14 protein-coding genes are annotated in these 13,927 nt (G+C 67.6%); 8 read left to right on the top strand and 6 right to left on the bottom strand.

Annotated elements, in window-relative coordinates; genetic code table 11:
* Positions 1–22: 22 nt before the first annotated feature.
* The 3 genes from PV773_RS11575 to PV773_RS11565 all read right to left on the bottom strand — a co-directional run bounded on the left by PV773_RS11575 (position 23) and on the right by PV773_RS11565 (position 2,816).
* Positions 23–508, bottom strand: a complete 486-nt coding sequence (locus PV773_RS11575; protein ID WP_347966479.1) for a tripartite tricarboxylate transporter TctB family protein — start codon at positions 506–508, stop codon at positions 23–25.
* Complete coding sequence (locus PV773_RS11570) at positions 505–1,449, bottom strand: tripartite tricarboxylate transporter substrate-binding protein (RefSeq protein WP_347966478.1); 945 nt, start codon at positions 1,447–1,449, stop codon at positions 505–507. Before PV773_RS11570 ends, PV773_RS11575 begins: the two co-directional genes overlap by 4 nt.
* A gap of 302 nt (positions 1,450–1,751) precedes the next feature.
* Positions 1,752–2,816, bottom strand: coding sequence for an ABC transporter substrate-binding protein (locus PV773_RS11565; protein WP_347966527.1), 1,065 nt, complete (start codon positions 2,814–2,816; stop codon positions 1,752–1,754).
* Between the two features lie 117 nt (positions 2,817–2,933).
* Here PV773_RS11565 and PV773_RS11560 point away from each other — a divergent pair, with 117 nt between their 5' ends.
* The 6 genes from PV773_RS11560 to PV773_RS11535 all read left to right on the top strand — a co-directional run bounded on the left by PV773_RS11560 (position 2,934) and on the right by PV773_RS11535 (position 9,314).
* Positions 2,934–3,608 carry a response regulator transcription factor gene (locus PV773_RS11560; protein ID WP_347966477.1) on the top strand — a complete coding sequence of 225 codons (675 nt, stop codon included), beginning with the start codon at positions 2,934–2,936 and terminating at the stop codon, positions 3,606–3,608.
* Positions 3,608–4,996, top strand: coding sequence for a sensor histidine kinase N-terminal domain-containing protein (locus PV773_RS11555; RefSeq protein ID WP_347966476.1), 1,389 nt, complete (start codon positions 3,608–3,610; stop codon positions 4,994–4,996). Before PV773_RS11560 ends, PV773_RS11555 begins: the two co-directional genes overlap by 1 nt.
* A gap of 304 nt (positions 4,997–5,300) precedes the next feature.
* A complete protein-coding gene (locus PV773_RS11550) occupies positions 5,301–6,776 on the top strand; it encodes a diguanylate cyclase (protein WP_347966475.1) in 1,476 nt (491 codons plus the stop codon).
* 144 nt (positions 6,777–6,920) lie between these two features.
* A complete protein-coding gene (locus tag PV773_RS11545) occupies positions 6,921–7,670 on the top strand; it encodes a YebC/PmpR family DNA-binding transcriptional regulator (RefSeq protein ID WP_347966474.1) in 750 nt (249 codons plus the stop codon).
* 159 nt (positions 7,671–7,829) lie between these two features.
* The gene (locus tag PV773_RS11540) at positions 7,830–8,135 is read left to right on the top strand and encodes a SelT/SelW/SelH family protein (RefSeq protein ID WP_347966473.1); all 306 of its coding nucleotides are present in this window, start codon (positions 7,830–7,832) and stop codon (positions 8,133–8,135) included.
* Positions 8,136–8,237: 102 nt separating this feature from the next.
* Positions 8,238–9,314, top strand: coding sequence for a D-alanine--D-alanine ligase family protein (locus PV773_RS11535; protein WP_347966472.1), 1,077 nt, complete (start codon positions 8,238–8,240; stop codon positions 9,312–9,314).
* A gap of 33 nt (positions 9,315–9,347) precedes the next feature.
* Here the strand turns inward: PV773_RS11535 and PV773_RS11530 are convergent, their stop codons facing one another.
* Entirely contained in the window at positions 9,348–9,836 is a 489-nt protein-coding gene (locus PV773_RS11530) for an anthrone oxygenase family protein (RefSeq protein WP_347966471.1), read from the bottom strand.
* Complete coding sequence (locus PV773_RS11525; protein ID WP_347966470.1) at positions 9,833–10,675, bottom strand: NAD(P)H-binding protein; 843 nt, start codon at positions 10,673–10,675, stop codon at positions 9,833–9,835. The genes PV773_RS11530 and PV773_RS11525 overlap by 4 nt, the downstream gene beginning before the upstream one ends.
* Positions 10,676–10,767: 92 nt before the next feature.
* Between PV773_RS11525 and PV773_RS11520 the strand changes: the two genes are divergently transcribed.
* On the top strand, positions 10,768–11,424 hold the full coding sequence (locus PV773_RS11520; RefSeq protein ID WP_347966469.1) for a TetR/AcrR family transcriptional regulator: 657 nt from the start codon (positions 10,768–10,770) through the stop codon (positions 11,422–11,424).
* A gap of 287 nt (positions 11,425–11,711) precedes the next feature.
* Here the strand turns inward: PV773_RS11520 and rpmE are convergent, their stop codons facing one another.
* The gene (rpmE, locus tag PV773_RS11515) at positions 11,712–11,933 is read right to left on the bottom strand and encodes a 50S ribosomal protein L31 (RefSeq protein ID WP_340037911.1); all 222 of its coding nucleotides are present in this window, start codon (positions 11,931–11,933) and stop codon (positions 11,712–11,714) included.
* Positions 11,934–12,121: 188 nt separating this feature from the next.
* Between rpmE and PV773_RS11510 the strand changes: the two genes are divergently transcribed.
* Positions 12,122–13,927 carry an ABC transporter transmembrane domain-containing protein gene (locus PV773_RS11510; protein ID WP_347966468.1) on the top strand — a complete coding sequence of 602 codons (1,806 nt, stop codon included), beginning with the start codon at positions 12,122–12,124 and terminating at the stop codon, positions 13,925–13,927.

Below are 13,927 nucleotides of genomic sequence, written 5' to 3'. Positions count from 1 at the left end.
TAGCCGCTCCTAAAGATGCCGCTCAGAACAGGCGTTCGAGCGGGCCGGCTGGCAGCGAGAGCTGCAGTCCCTTGGCGAAAATGACCCAGACGACGAAGGCGAGGACGATGCCGAGGGGAATGGTCTTCCACAGCGGACCGCGCCCGAATGCCCGCGCGGTGGCGGCGAAGAGCAGGCCCGTGGCAATGGAGAAGCCGGCCACCTTGAGCAGCAGCATCTGCGCGGCGAGGCCGCCGACGATCCACAGGATCGGGCTGATCTCCTGATGCTCGCGCTCGGGAAAGTCGCCGCGGAACGCTTCGATCGCCGTCCAGATCGACAGGCCGAAGAATGCGACGGCGATCACGTAGGGAAAGGTCGCCGGGCCGACGCGCGCATAGGCGCCACCGGCACTGTGGCTGGCCGTGTTCCAGGCGATGACGACGGAAGCCGCCATCAGCAGGGCGGCGATGACAAGCGCCGCCCGGTCCGGGCGGCGCTTTTCTTGTTGCTGGGTGTCCCGGCTCATTTCACCAGGCCGATGTCTTTCAGGATCGCGGCGGTCGCCTCGGTGTCCTTCTTCAGCTGAGCTGAGAAGTCGTCACCGGCGAGGTAGGTGTTGGCCCAGCCCTTGTCGGCGAGGATCTTCTTCCACGAGGCCGAAGTGACCATCTTCTCGACGTCGGCGAGCACGGCTGCCTTCTGGTCGGCAGAGATGCCGGGAGCGGCGGCGACCATGCGCCAGTTCTGGATCGAGACGTCGACGCCGCCGTCCTTGAACGTCGGGGCATCGACGCCTTCGACCTTCTTGTCGGCCGAGATGCCGAGGATGCGCAGCTGGCCCGCCTTGATCTGCTCGGCGAATTCGCCGTAGCCGGAGATGCCGACGGTCACCTGGCCGCCGAGGATGGCGGCGAGCGCCTCGCCACCGCCGGAATAGGCGATGTAGTTGACCTTGGTCGGATCGACGCCGACGGCCTTGGCGACGAGGCCGGCCGTGATGTGGTCGGTGCCGCCGGCCGAACCGCCGCCCCAGGACACCGAGCCCGGATCGGCCTTCAGCTTGGCGACGAGGCCAGCCATGTCCTTGATGTCGGAGCTGGCGGGCACGACGATCGCTTCATATTCGCCGGTCAGGCGGGCGATCGGGGTGACCTGCTCGAGGGTGACCGGCGAGGCGTTGGTCAGGATCGCGCCGACCATGACGTAGCCGCCGACGATGAGCTGGTTGGGGTCGCCGTTGGCCTGGTTGACGAACTGGGCCAGGCCGATGGTGCCGCCAGCGCCGGGAACGTTGCTGACCTGGACGCTGCTGGAGATCTTCTCGTCCTGGAGCGCGGTCTGCATCGAGCGCGCGGTCTGGTCCCAGCCGCCGCCCGGGGCTGCCGGAGCCATGATCTTGTACTCGGCCGCGGCGGCCGGCAGGGCGAATGCGCCTGCGATGATGGATGCCAATACGAACTGCTTCACTGCCGTTCCTCCCTTGCTGCCCGCATGCGCGAGGCAAATGCCTTTTCAGTTTCGCGGCCCGTTCGCGAAGCGGCGACCCGGATCTGACGGCAGGAACTGGCGGGCTGGTTGGCCGGCCGTGGTGCAGCGTTTCCGGCCCCTCTTTCGGCGCATTCGACGCCGCCGGGTAGCCTTTGCGGAAACCTGTTCGAAGTCCTCCCGAACTTTCCGGGCCTCGCCGCCTCCCAACGGACGGGCCAAAACTTCCCTAGCGCAGCAACCTGACATCAGACTGACACCGATGCAACAGGTTGGGTACATCGTCAGGGGCTGCGCAGCGCCTCGTTCCAGCGCTGGATGACGCGCGAGCGCTTGACCTGGTCCAGATAGACCATGAGGCCGGGACTGACCGGCACCGGCCGCAACTGCCCGCCGAGAACCTGCTGCATGCGGTTGGCGGTGTTGTCGCCGGACACGTCGGGGTTGACGGCGGCGATGTGCAATTGCGCCGCCATCACCGTCTGGCCCTCGGCCGACATGAAATATTCGAGATAGCGGCGGCCGAGGTCGGGCGAGCGCGCCGCCTTGGGCACCAGGCCGATGCGCGACATCACCACCGTATAATCCTTGGGCAGCACGATGCCGACATTGGGATCGCGCGCCGCCCAGTCGGCGGCGTAGGAGCCGAGGATGTTGTAGCCGAGCACGAAGCGGCCGTCGGCGATGCGCTCGAGGATCGCGCCGCTGGTCGAATAGAGCTTCACGCCGGCCGCACCCATGGTGCGGATGACCGACCAGATGTCGGGATACTGCTCCTGGTCGCGGGCCATGAACATGAAGCCGACGCCCGAGCGCTCGATGTCGTAGGTGGCGATGCGGCCGTAGACCTTGTCGCCCTGGGCCTTGAGGAAATCGACGAACTGGCCGCGCGTCGCCGGCGGCGGCGCGTCGGCGAAGCTCGGCTTGTGATAGACGAACACCGCCGGCTCGAAGGTCAGCGCATAGGCGGTGTCGCGCCAGTTGGCCCAGCGCGGCCAGCGGCCCGAGAGCGGCAGCCGGCTTTCCTGGGCATAGCCGTCATTGGCGAGCTTGACCTGCAGGTCCATGGCCGACGAGAAGGCGATGTCGGCAGAGCCCTCGCCGGCATCGGTCTCGGCGACCACGCGATCGTAGATCTCGGTGGTGAGCAGGTCCTCGTAGCGCACGGCGACGTCGGGATTGGCCTTCTGGAAGCCGTCGATCATCGGCTTGGCGAGCGGCGCGTCCAGCGACGAATAGACCACCAGCGTGCGGGCGTCCGCCACGGCGTTGAGCGCCGGAAACACGGTGACCTCCGCGCGTGCGGGGGCTGCAAGGCTGATGAAAGCGAAGAGAAGGGCCAGGCGCATGACGGCGAGACCATGCAACAGCCCGGCCTTGGACACAACGGCGAAGCGCGCTACGCAGCTCTGGACCTTTGCCCAGCGAATAGGCATCGTTCGGGCGGCAACGGCAGGGAGATTTCGGTGCGCATTCTGGTGGTCGAGGACAACGCCACGCTGGCCGGCGGGCTTGCCGCCGTGCTCAAAGGCAGCGGTTACGCCGTCGACGTCGTCGGCGACGGCACTTCGGCGGTCGCGGTGCTCGCCGCCGAGCGCTTCGATCTCGTCATCCTCGACCTCAATCTGCCCGAGATGGACGGGCTCGAAGTGCTGCGCACCATGCGCGGGCGCCAGCACGATGCGGCGGTGCTGATCCTGTCGGCGCGCCACTCGCTCGACGAGCGGGTGAAAGGCCTCGACCTCGGCGCCGACGATTACATGGTCAAGCCCTTCGACGTCGGCGAGCTCGAGGCCAGGGTGCGCACGCTGCTGCGCCGCCGCGCCGGGCTCAAGGCCTCCACCGTCACCTTCGGCGAGGTGCTGCTCGACCTCAACACCCGCAGCTTCTCCTCGCACGGGGCGGCGATCGACATTCCGGCGCGCGAACTCGCACTGCTCGAGACGCTGTTCATGCGCGCCGGCAAGGTGGTGGCCAAGCAGGCGATCATCGAATCGCTCGCCGGTTTCGACGAGGACCTCAGCGCCAACGCCATCGAGCAATATGTCAGCCGCCTGCGCAAACGGCTCGCGCCCTATGGGCTGACCGTGCGCACGGCGCGCGGCATCGGCTACTATCTCGAAAAGCTGCCCAGTCCCTGATGCCACGGACGAAAACCTATTCGCTGCGACGCCGGCTGCTCTTGTGGCTGCTCGTGCCGCTGGTCGCCATCGGCCTGATCGCGCTGGCCGACACCTACAACGAGGCCGTCGACACGGCGAACGCCGTCTCCGACCGGGTGCTGGCCGGCTCGGCGCTGGCGATTGCCGAGCGGGTGGTGGTGGCGGAGAACGGCGCGCTCGAAGTCGACATCCCCTATGTCGCGCTCGAAATGCTGACTTCCGCCGCGCAGGACCGGGTGTTCTACCGCGTCGACGGCCCCGACGGCTTCATCACCGGCTACCAGAACTTGCCGGTGATCGAGGGCCTCGGCCAGGAGGAAAGCGGCTATTCGGACGCGACCTTCCGCGGCGAGCCGATCAGGCTGACCTCGCTCTACCGCGCCGCCTCCACGGGCGCCACCTCGATCCCCTTCGTCGTCACCGTCGCCGAAACGACCATCGCCAGGACCCAGCTGGCGCAGACCATCCTCCTACGCTCGGCGCTCAGGCTGGCGATCCTGATCGGCAGTGCGGCGGCCATCGTCTGGTTTGCCGTCACCTTCTCGCTGCGCCCGCTCTACCGGCTGCGCGACGCGATTGCCGAGCGCAATCCCGACGACCTGCACCCGATCGAGCAGTCGGTGCCCAAGGAGGTGCGGGGGCTGGTGGACACGGTCAACTCCTTCATGGGCAGGCTGGGTTCCGCGCTCGGGGCCATGCGCCACTTCACCGGTAATGCCAGCCACCAGCTGCGCACGCCGCTGACCATCATCCGCACCCAGCTTGCGCTGTCGTCGCGCGCGCATTCGCTGGAGGAGGCCCGCCGCGCCGCCCGCATCGGCGACGAGGCGGTGGCGCATGCCGAACGCGTCATCGCCCAGCTGCTTCTGCTCGCCAAGGTCGACCAGGCGGCATCCGAGCAGCTGAAGAGCCTGGGCGCGGTGGACCTGACCGAACTCGCCCGGACGCTCACCGCCGACCGCATCACCCATGCCCATGCCGCGGGCATCGACCTCGGCTTCGAGGGCGAGGAAGCTCTCTTCATGCGCGGCGAGCCGATGCTGCTCGGCGAGATGATCCGCAACCTTGTCGAGAACGCCCTCGCCTATGCCGGCTCGGGCGCCGAGGCGACGGTGAAGGTGCTGCGCGAGGGCGACAACGTCATGCTCGAAGTCGAGGACACCGGGCCGGGCATCCCGGCATCGGAACTCGAGACCGTGCGCCAGCGCTTCGCCCGCGGCCGCGCCGGCGACAAGCCAGGCGCCGGCCTCGGCCTGCCGATCGTCGAGGAGATCGCGGCGCTGTTCGGCGGCAGGCTGGAGCTGTCTGCGGGTGCGGAAGGCCGGGGCCTGCGGGTGCGGATAAGGTTCCCCGAAGCTTCCGCCTAGACGCGCCGCGGGTGGATCGAGGCTGGCAGGCGGCTCGGCGGCTCGGCGCGATTGCAACCATGTCCTGGAAGCTCTTCGCCCCGGATCTCTGCCCGAGACCGCCCTCGCAGCCGAGGCAATTGGCGCTACGGCATCCCTAGCGTCATTCCGCCGCAATCGCGAGACAACCACAGGGCGAATTCGATGTTGCTTATTAAGCCTAAGTGAACTGTTTGCGACGATGGTCGGGATGAAGGGGCGTTTTGATGCGAACGGAAGGAATATGCTCGCTGCCAGTAAACGCCACCACCCAGCAGATATCAGCATGGCGCAAAGGTCACTGGTCGCCCTGACCGTCGGGACGGCGGTCCTCGCCGCATCGCTTTTCGGGATATTTACCCGCCCGGTCGGTTTCCTGGCCGCCATATGGCCGGCGAACGCCATTCTCCTGGGCCTGATGGTGCGCAACCCCGCCTGTGCCACGGCTTCCGGATGGCTGGCGGCCTTCGCCGGCTACATCGCCGCCGACTTCCTCACCGGCAGCGACCTGCGCACAAACCTCTGGCTGTCCTCCGCCAACATGGCGGGCGCCATGGCCGGCTATGGACTGTTCAGCCTGATGTCCGAAGACATCCGCAGGCTGCGGCGCTCGATCTCGGTGCTCTATCTGTTCGCCGTGTGTTGCGCGGCGGCGATGGCGGCGGCGCTCGCCAGCGCCGCCGGCGCAGCGCTGCTGTTCGGCCGCGACATCACCGACGGGATGGCGTTCTGGTTCGTCAGCGAACTGGTCAACAACCTTGTCGTCCTGCCCGTCATCCTGACCTTTCCGGGCGCTGGCACGCTGATGCGCCAATGGCGGAAGCCGCTGGCGGCCAACCTGGCCACCCTGCTGCACGCCGCCCCCGCTGCGGCTCTTGCCGCCTCGGTCGGCGTGGGCCTTGTCGTGGGCGGTCCGGGCGCACTCGCCTTCCCCATCCCGGCCCTGCTGTGGTGCGCCCTGACCTACAGCCTGTTCACCACGACCACGCTGACCATGTTGATGTCGGCCTGGCTGCTGATCTCGCTCCCGGCGCAGCTGATCCCCTTGTCCAAGCTGCCGAACCCGCTTCGACTGCTCGACTCGATCCGGCTGGGCGTGGCGCTCATGGCGCTCGGCCCGCTGACCGTGGCGAGCACGAACGCGGCGCGCAAGGAACTGATAGACCGGCTGTTCAAGGCCGCGAATTTCGATTCCCTCACCGGGGCGCTGTCGCGCGGTGCGTTCATGGAACGGGCGAAATCCCGCCTCGCGGAGCTGTCGCGCAGCTCCCAGGGCGTCGCCTTGCTGACGATCGATCTCGACTATTTCAAGCGCATCAACGACCGCTTCGGGCATGCCGCGGGCGACAGCGTGCTGACCGAGTTCGTCCGCCTGGTTTCCCCCGAGCTCCGGAGGGCCGATCTGTTCGGCCGGACCGGCGGCGAGGAATTCGCGGTTCTGTTGCCCAAGGCCGACCTGATCGAGGCGACCGGCATGGCCGAGCGCATTCGCCTCACGGTGGAGCGGGCGGAACTGATGCTGCCGTCGGGCCAGCAACTGCGCATGACCGTCAGCATCGGGGTGGCGGCCTGCGCCGCCGTCGAGGTCAGGGGGCTCGACGAGCTTCTGCTGATCGCCGACAGGGCGCTCTATGAGGCCAAGGCGGCCGGCCGCAACATGGTGCGCGTCGGCGGGTGCGGCCCGGACGGAGGCAGGGAAGGCCCGGCCTCGGATGCCGCCGAGGACCATGACGACCGGCCTGTCCGGAAGCGCGCGCAATGACGCCTTGGGCGACGCACGGTCATCGGCGCGGCGTGGCCCCGTTTTCGCAAGGCCTCGAAAGCCCGGAAGTCTGGACGTATTGAGCCGATTTATCTATAACGCCGGCCATTCCAACACTCGCCGAAGCGACAGAACAGGGGTCCCATGGCCGGCCATTCACAATTCAAGAACATCATGCACCGCAAGGGCCGCCAGGACGCGGTGCGCTCGAAGATGTTCTCCAAGCTCGCGCGCGAAATCACCGTGGCAGCCAAGCAGGGTCTGCCCGACCCGGCGATGAACCCGCGCCTGCGGCTGGCGGTGCAGAACGCCAAGGCTGAATCGATGCCCAAGGACAACATCCAGCGGGCGATCAACAAGGCCACGGGCGGCGATGCCGAGAACTACGAGGAAGTGCGCTACGAGGGCTACGGCCCGGGCGGCGTCGCCGTCATCGTCGAGGTGCTGACCGACAACCGCAACCGCTCGGCCTCGAACGTGCGCGCCGCCTTCACCAAGGCCGGCGGGGCGCTGGGCGAAACCGGCTCGGTGTCGTTCATGTGGGACCGCGTCGGCGAGATCGTCTTCCCGGCGACCGCAGGCAGCGCCGACAAGGTGATGGACGCGGCCATCGAGGCCGGCGCCGACGACGTGCAGTCGGACGAGGACGGCCACACCATCATCTGCGCCTTCGAAAGCCTCGGCGACGTGTCCAAGGCGCTCGAAGGCTCGCTCGGCGAGGCCCAGTCGCAGAAAGTGATCTGGAAGCCGCAGAACAACATTCCGGTCGACGAGGACCGCGCCCAGTCGCTGATGAAGCTGGTCGCCACGCTGGAAGACGACGACGACGTGCAGAACGTCTACGCCAACTTCGAAGTCGACGACGAGACGCTGGCCAAGCTCAGCGCGGCGTAACGTCGAATGCCTCTTCGCGGCGGATCTACGGTCCGCCGCGAATTCGCCCGTCTTTTCGGCCGGGCCAGATATCAGCAAGCCACCGCAGCTCCGCGGCGATCAAGGTTCGCAGGAGCGCGCAGCAAGCCAGAGAACAACCCTTCGGTCTCGGAGCTGCTCATGACCAACGACACCCGTCCCCAGATCCGCATCACCTACTGCACCCAGTGCATGTGGCTGCTTCGTGCCGGCTGGATGGCGCAGGAGCTTTTGTCGACCTTCGGGCAGGAGCTCGGCGAGGTGACGCTGGTGCCGGGCACCGGCGGGGTGTTCACGATCACCTGCAACGAGACCCTGATCTGGGACCGCAAGCGCGACAGCGGCTTTCCCGACGCGGCCCAGCTCAAGCAGCTGGTACGCGACGTGATCGATCCCGCGCGGGACCTCGGCCATTCCGACCGCAAGGGCCACAAGGGCGAGGCGTGACCGCCGCCGCACGCTCGAAGCGTCGCGCCACAGATAAGCTGGAATCGCCGGCCACTCGGTAGGCTCCTCATTGAAGGCGGTTCGGCGTTGGCGGGAGAAAGCATGACCACGAGACCACGCATCGCAGTGCTGTTCGGCGGGCGCTCCGCCGAGCACGACGTTTCCATCATGTCGGCCGGCAACGTGGTCAAGGCGATCGACCAGGCCCGGTACGAGGTGGTGCCGATCGGCATTTCCCGCGACGGGCGTTGGCTCATCGCGGAACTCGACCAGGAGGGCGCCCTGCCGCCTGCCGTGCCGGAAAGCGGCACGGAGGTGGCGCTGGTGCCGGGCGGCAAGGGGCGGCTGGTCGCCCTGCCCGAGGGCCAGGCGCCGTTCGAGCTGGCGAAGATCGACGTGCTGTTTCCGGTGCTGCATGGTCCGTTCGGCGAGGACGGCGCGGTGCAGGGTCTCGCCGAGGTGGCCGACATTGCCTATGTCGGCTGCGGCGTACTGGGATCGGCCAATGCAATGGACAAGGACACGGCCAAGCGGCTGATGAGGGAGGCCGGACTGCCGGTGGCTCGCGGGATCACGGTGCACGCCGGCGACAAGCCGAGCTTCGCTGCGGTCAAGGCCGCGCTCGGCCTGCCCGTTTTCGTCAAGCCGGCGCGGCAGGGCTCGTCGGTCGGGGTCAGCAAGGCCGAGACTCCGGAGCAGCTGGAGAAGGCGCTGGCCGAGGCCTTCAGGCACGACCGCAAGGTGCTGATCGAGGAGTTCGTCGCCGGCCGCGAGGTCGAGTTCGCCGTGCTCGAGGCACCCGACGGCGCGATCTCCGTCTCCGTGCCGGGCGAGATCGTGCCGGCCGCGAGCCACGGCTTCTACACCTACGAAGCCAAGTACATCGACGCCGACGGCGCCGCGCTGCGCATTCCCGCCGAGCTGCCCGACGGCGCCACCGCCAAGCTGCAGCAGATTGCCCGCGGCGCCTTCCTGGCGCTGGGCTGCGAAAGCATGGCGCGTGTCGACTTCTTCGTGAAACCAGACGGCTCGGCGCTGGTCAACGAGGTCAACACCATCCCCGGCTTCACCAACATCAGCATGTATCCGAAGACGATGGCGGCCTCGGGCGTTTCCTATCCCGACCTCGTCGGCCGGCTGATCGAACATGCGGTGGCGCGCTGGCAGCGCCAGAACTGAGACGAAAAGGCCGGGGCGACCCGGCCTTTTTCTTTAGAGCGCGCGGGCGAAGGCCATGACGAAGGCGCCGAGCGAGACGACGCAGGCGACAGTGCGCACATGGTTCCACGGCAGCCAGTCGCGCAGGTAGGCGGCCCAGAGCGCTGCCCCCTCGGTGCTCGCCGGATCGACCGCTGCAAGCTGGTCGTTGAGCGGCACGTTGAAGACGACCGTCACCAGGAAAGCGCCGACCAGATAGGCCACGGCACCCGCAAGCAGCCAGGTCGCGCCCGCCTCCGACCATCCGAGCAGCGCCCTGGCGCCCAGCACCAGCGAGAGCAACACCATGCCCATGAACACCGCCATGAAGGCGGGATTGATGATGGTCAGGTTGATCTGCTGCATGGCGGCGATGCCCTGCGCCGCGGGCAGCCTGGCGAAGGACGCCATGATCGTGTTCGAGAAAATGAAGAACAGCCCTGCGGCGAGGCCGCTGCCGATGACGGCGACGAAGGTGAGCGCGGAAAACAGCGTAGCGATCATTCTGCGCCTCCCCAGGCGCCCGACGCGGCGACCGCTGCGGCATAGTCACGAAAATCCCGCGCCGGACGCCCGAGCGCTCGCTCGACACCATCGGCGACATGGGCGTTGCGGCCGTCGAGCACCTCGGTGAACAGCATCATCAGCAACCCGACGAGATCCGCCGGCAGACCCGCGGCGCCCAGCCCCGCCTCGAATTCGGCAGCGGTGATCTCTGTGAAGCGGACGTCCCGGCCGCTGGCCTTGGCGATCTCGGCCACGGCGTCGCGGAAGCTGAGCAGGCGCGGGCCCGTCATCTCGTAGAGCTGGCCTATGTGGCGGTCGTCGGTGAAGGCGGCAACGGCGGCATCGGCGATGTCGTCGGCATCGACGAAAGGCTCGCCGACATCTCCGACCGGCAAGGCAACTTCCCCTGAAAGTACCGCATCCACAATGAAGGCCTCGCTGAAATTCTGCATGAACCAGCTGCAGCGCAGGACCGTCCAGTCGGCGCCGGAGGCGATGACGGCCTGCTCGGCGCGCTGGGCCTCGGGCTCGCCGCGCCCGGAGAGCAGCACAAGCCGCCTGGCGCCCATGCCGACAGCAAGGCGGGCGAAGTCGCCGACGATGTCGGCAGCGCCGGGAGCGGCGAGATCGGGATGAAAAGCGATGTAGACGGCGCGTGCGCCCTGGAAGGCTGCCGCCCAGCTCGAGCGGTCGGTCCAGTCGAAGGCGGGCGACGCGGAGCGCGAGCCGATGCGGACCGGCAGGCCCCGGGCGGCGAGGCGTTCGGCGATGCGGCCGCCGGTCTTTCCGGTACCGCCGAGGATGAGGAAAGGAGCATTGGCAAGTTCAGACTGCATCTTGGCCTCCATAACGTGAGCAATCCTCACATTTGCAAATGTGATAAACCCTCATATTATATCCGTCAAGCGGAATCGCGGCGGGCTGGACCATGGACAAGACCGAAGAGAGCAGTGCCTTGCGCCGGGCGCCGAGCCAGAAGCGCAGCCAGGAGCGGGTCGAGCGCATGCTGCAGGCCGCCACCGCCCTGATCGAGGAGGCCGGCAGCGACGCCATGCGCATGGGCGAGGTGGCCGAGCGCGCCGGCGTTTCGATCGGCTCGCTGTACCAGTATTTTCCGGACAAGGGCGCCATCGTGCGCACGCTGGCCGAGCGCTACAACGCCGAGGGTCGCGCCTGCATCGCCGACGGGCTTTCGGGCGTGCCCGACATGGATGGCCTGCTTGAGGCCTTCGGCGGTTTGATCGACACCTATTACGGCATCTTCCTCGCCGAGCCGGTGATGCGCGACATCTGGTCGGGCACGCAGGCCGACAAGGCGCTGCGCGACATCGACCTGCGCGACAGCCGCGCCAACGGGACGCTGCTGGCGGAGGCCTGGCAGCGGGTGGCACCAGGCGCGAGCAACGACGACATTGCGCGCAAGGCTTTCCTGATCATGTCGCTGGGCGAAGCCACCATGCGGCTGGCGATCTCGGTCGAACGGGCCGAGGGCGATGCGCTGGTGGCCGACTACAAGGCGATGGCGCTGAGGGAGATCGAGGCGCTGGGCGGCGACATCCCCCTCCCCCTTGTGGGGAGGGGCTAGGGGTGGGGGTATTCTCCCCTTCCCGGCCCGAGACTACCCCCACCCTTTATCCCTCCCCACAAGGGGGAGGGAGGACGTCCGCGCCGCGTGTTCCCAATTCGCCGTCGTCGCAGCTGCACTTTCAAAGGCAGAGCTGGCGCAACGCCGACGCCCCCCTCTCCCCGCCCGCGGGGAGAGGGTAAGGGTGAGGGGCAGCGCGCCACTCGCCGAAGACACGCATCCAACCGCCAGCAACAAAAAACCCGCCACGTGGGCGGGTTCCTTGTATTCGGCGAAGCAGGGTCGGCTTAGATGCCGAGGCCTTCGTAGCGCTTCTTGAACTTCGACAGACGGCCGCCGCGGTCGAGCAGCGTCTGCTGGCCGCCGGTCCAGGCCGGGTGCGTGGTCGGGTCGATATCGAGGTTCATCGTATCGCCTTCCTTGCCCCAGGTGGAGCGGGTAAAATACTCGGTGCCATTGGTCATGACGACCTTGATGGTGTGGTAGTCGGGATGGATATCGGCCTTCATCGCTCTGTTCCTGCTGTCGCGGCGCGGCTTGCGCAGGTGTCCTGCGGCGATGCGCCTCTTCCTAAACTTCGAAGCCGCAGCTAGATAGGCCACGGCTTCAGAAACGGTCGGCGTGCCTATACATCAGCCGATTTCGAATCACAAGGCCGCGCAGCCGGCAAATGGGCCGCGGCCCGAAGGGAAAATTCATGGCGGATACGACCGAGGGCGCGAACCAGGAGCGCAGGCGTTCGCTGCGTCCGCTGAGCCGGCTGTCCCCCTATCTCGGCCGCTACCCCAAGCTGGTCGTCGGCGCGACCATCTCGCTGATCCTTGCCGCCGTGACCACGCTGACCCTGCCGATCGCTGTCCGCCGCATGATCGACCACGGCTTCTCGTCGTCCGATTCCAGCTTCATCGCCAGGTATTTCGGCATGCTGGTGGCGATCGCCGCCCTGCTCGCGCTCGCCTCGGCCTGCCGCTACTATTTCGTCATCACGCTCGGCGAACGGGTCGTCTCCGACCTGCGCCGTGATGTCTTCGCCCATGTGACCAGACTGTCCCCGGCCTTCTTCGACACGGCCATGTCGGGCGAGATCGTCTCGCGCCTGACCGCGGACACGACGCAGATCAAGTCGGCGGTCGGCGCCACAGCCTCCGTCGCCCTGCGCAACGTCATCCTCGGGCTGGGCGCGCTTGCCATGATGGTGGTGACCAGCCCGAAGCTATCGGGCCTGGTGATCGCCGCCATTCCGCTGATCGTCCTGCCGCTCGTCGCCTTCGGCCGTTCGGTCAGGCGCAAGTCGCGCACCGCGCAGGACACGCTTGCCAATGCCACAGCCTTTGCCAGCGAGCAGATCGGCGCCATCCGCACGCTGCAGGCCTTCACCAACGAGAAGCTGGTGACCGGCCGCTTCGCCGCCGCGGTGGAGACCGCCTTCCAGGCTGCCCGCGCCTCGGTGCTGGCACGCGCGATCCTGACCTTCTTCGCCATCTTCACCATCTTCGCCTCGGTGGTGGCGGTGCTGTGGTTCGGCTCGCGCGACGTGCTCGAAGGCACGCTGTCGCCCGGCACGCTCGGCCAGTTCCTGCTCTACTCGGTGTTCGCCGCCGGTGCGCTCGGCGCGCTGTCGGAAGTGTGGGGCGAACTAAGTGCTGCCGCGGGCGCCGCCGAACGCATCACCGAAATCCTGGCGGAGAAGTCGACGGTCGCCGCACCTGCCTCGCCGGCGAGGCTGCCTGCCACGAGCACCGGCGCCATCGAATTCCGCGACGTGACCTTCTCCTATCCGGTGCGTCCGGACCGCGCCGCGGTGCACGGCCTGAGCTTTACGATCAGGCCGGGCGAGACGGTCGCCATCGTCGGCCCGTCAGGCGCCGGCAAGAGCACGGTGTTTTCGCTACTTTTGCGCTTCTACGATCCGGAAAGCGGTGCGGTGCTGATCGACGGCGTCGATCTCCAGAACGCCGATCCCGAGGCAGTGCGTGCACGCATGGCCATCGTGCCACAGGACGTTACGATCTTCGCATGCTCGGCCGCCGACAATATCGGCTTCGGCCGCCCCGGCGCGACGCAGAAGGAGATCGAGGCGGCGGCGAGCGCGGCACTCGCCGACGAGTTCATCGAGAAGCTGCAGGACGGTTATGACACGCAGGTCGGCGAGCGCGGCGTCACCCTGTCCGGCGGCCAGCGCCAGCGCATCGCGATCGCCCGCGCCATCCTGCGCGACGCGCCGATCCTTTTGCTCGACGAGGCGACCTCGGCGCTCGACGCGCAGAGCGAGCAACAGGTGCAGATCGCGCTCGAACACCTGATGCAGGGCCGCACGACCATCGTCATCGCCCATCGGCTGGCGACCGTGCTCAAGGCCGACCGCATCCTGGTGATGGATGGCGGCCGGGTGGTCGAGGAAGGCACGCACCAGAGCCTCGTCGCCAAGGGCGGCGTCTATGCGCGCCTCGCCAAACTGCAGTTCGACGCCGGCGCCAGCGCCCTGCAGGGCGCGGCGGAGTAG

It is taken from the genome of Mesorhizobium sp. CC13 (genome assembly GCF_039907765.1).
Lineage (GTDB): Bacteria > Pseudomonadota > Alphaproteobacteria > Rhizobiales > Rhizobiaceae > Aminobacter.
The sequence above is the reverse complement of the archived record's forward strand: the minus strand, read 5'-3'. Positions and strand labels throughout refer to the sequence as shown.

Bases quoted from the DNA above. Each gene is read 5' to 3' on its own strand.
- PV773_RS11575 (WP_347966479.1), bottom strand. From the start codon at position 508: ATGAGCCGGGACACCCAGCAACAAGAAAAGCGCCGCCCGGACCGGGCG.
- PV773_RS11565 (WP_347966527.1), bottom strand. From the start codon at position 2,816: ATGCGCCTGGCCCTTCTCTTCGCTTTCATCAGCCTTGCAGCCCCCGCA.
- PV773_RS11555 (WP_347966476.1), top strand. From the start codon at position 3,608: ATGCCACGGACGAAAACCTATTCGCTGCGACGCCGGCTGCTCTTGTGG.
- PV773_RS11550 (WP_347966475.1), top strand. From the start codon at position 5,301: ATGGCGCAAAGGTCACTGGTCGCCCTGACCGTCGGGACGGCGGTCCTC.
- PV773_RS11545 (WP_347966474.1), top strand. From the start codon at position 6,921: ATGGCCGGCCATTCACAATTCAAGAACATCATGCACCGCAAGGGCCGC.
- PV773_RS11540 (WP_347966473.1), top strand. From the start codon at position 7,830: ATGACCAACGACACCCGTCCCCAGATCCGCATCACCTACTGCACCCAG.
- PV773_RS11535 (WP_347966472.1), top strand. From the start codon at position 8,238: ATGACCACGAGACCACGCATCGCAGTGCTGTTCGGCGGGCGCTCCGCC.
- PV773_RS11530 (WP_347966471.1), bottom strand. From the start codon at position 9,836: ATGATCGCTACGCTGTTTTCCGCGCTCACCTTCGTCGCCGTCATCGGC.
- PV773_RS11525 (WP_347966470.1), bottom strand. From the start codon at position 10,675: ATGCAGTCTGAACTTGCCAATGCTCCTTTCCTCATCCTCGGCGGTACC.
- PV773_RS11520 (WP_347966469.1), top strand. From the start codon at position 10,768: ATGGACAAGACCGAAGAGAGCAGTGCCTTGCGCCGGGCGCCGAGCCAG.
- rpmE (WP_340037911.1), bottom strand. From the start codon at position 11,933: ATGAAGGCCGATATCCATCCCGACTACCACACCATCAAGGTCGTCATG.
- PV773_RS11510 (WP_347966468.1), top strand. From the start codon at position 12,122: ATGGCGGATACGACCGAGGGCGCGAACCAGGAGCGCAGGCGTTCGCTG.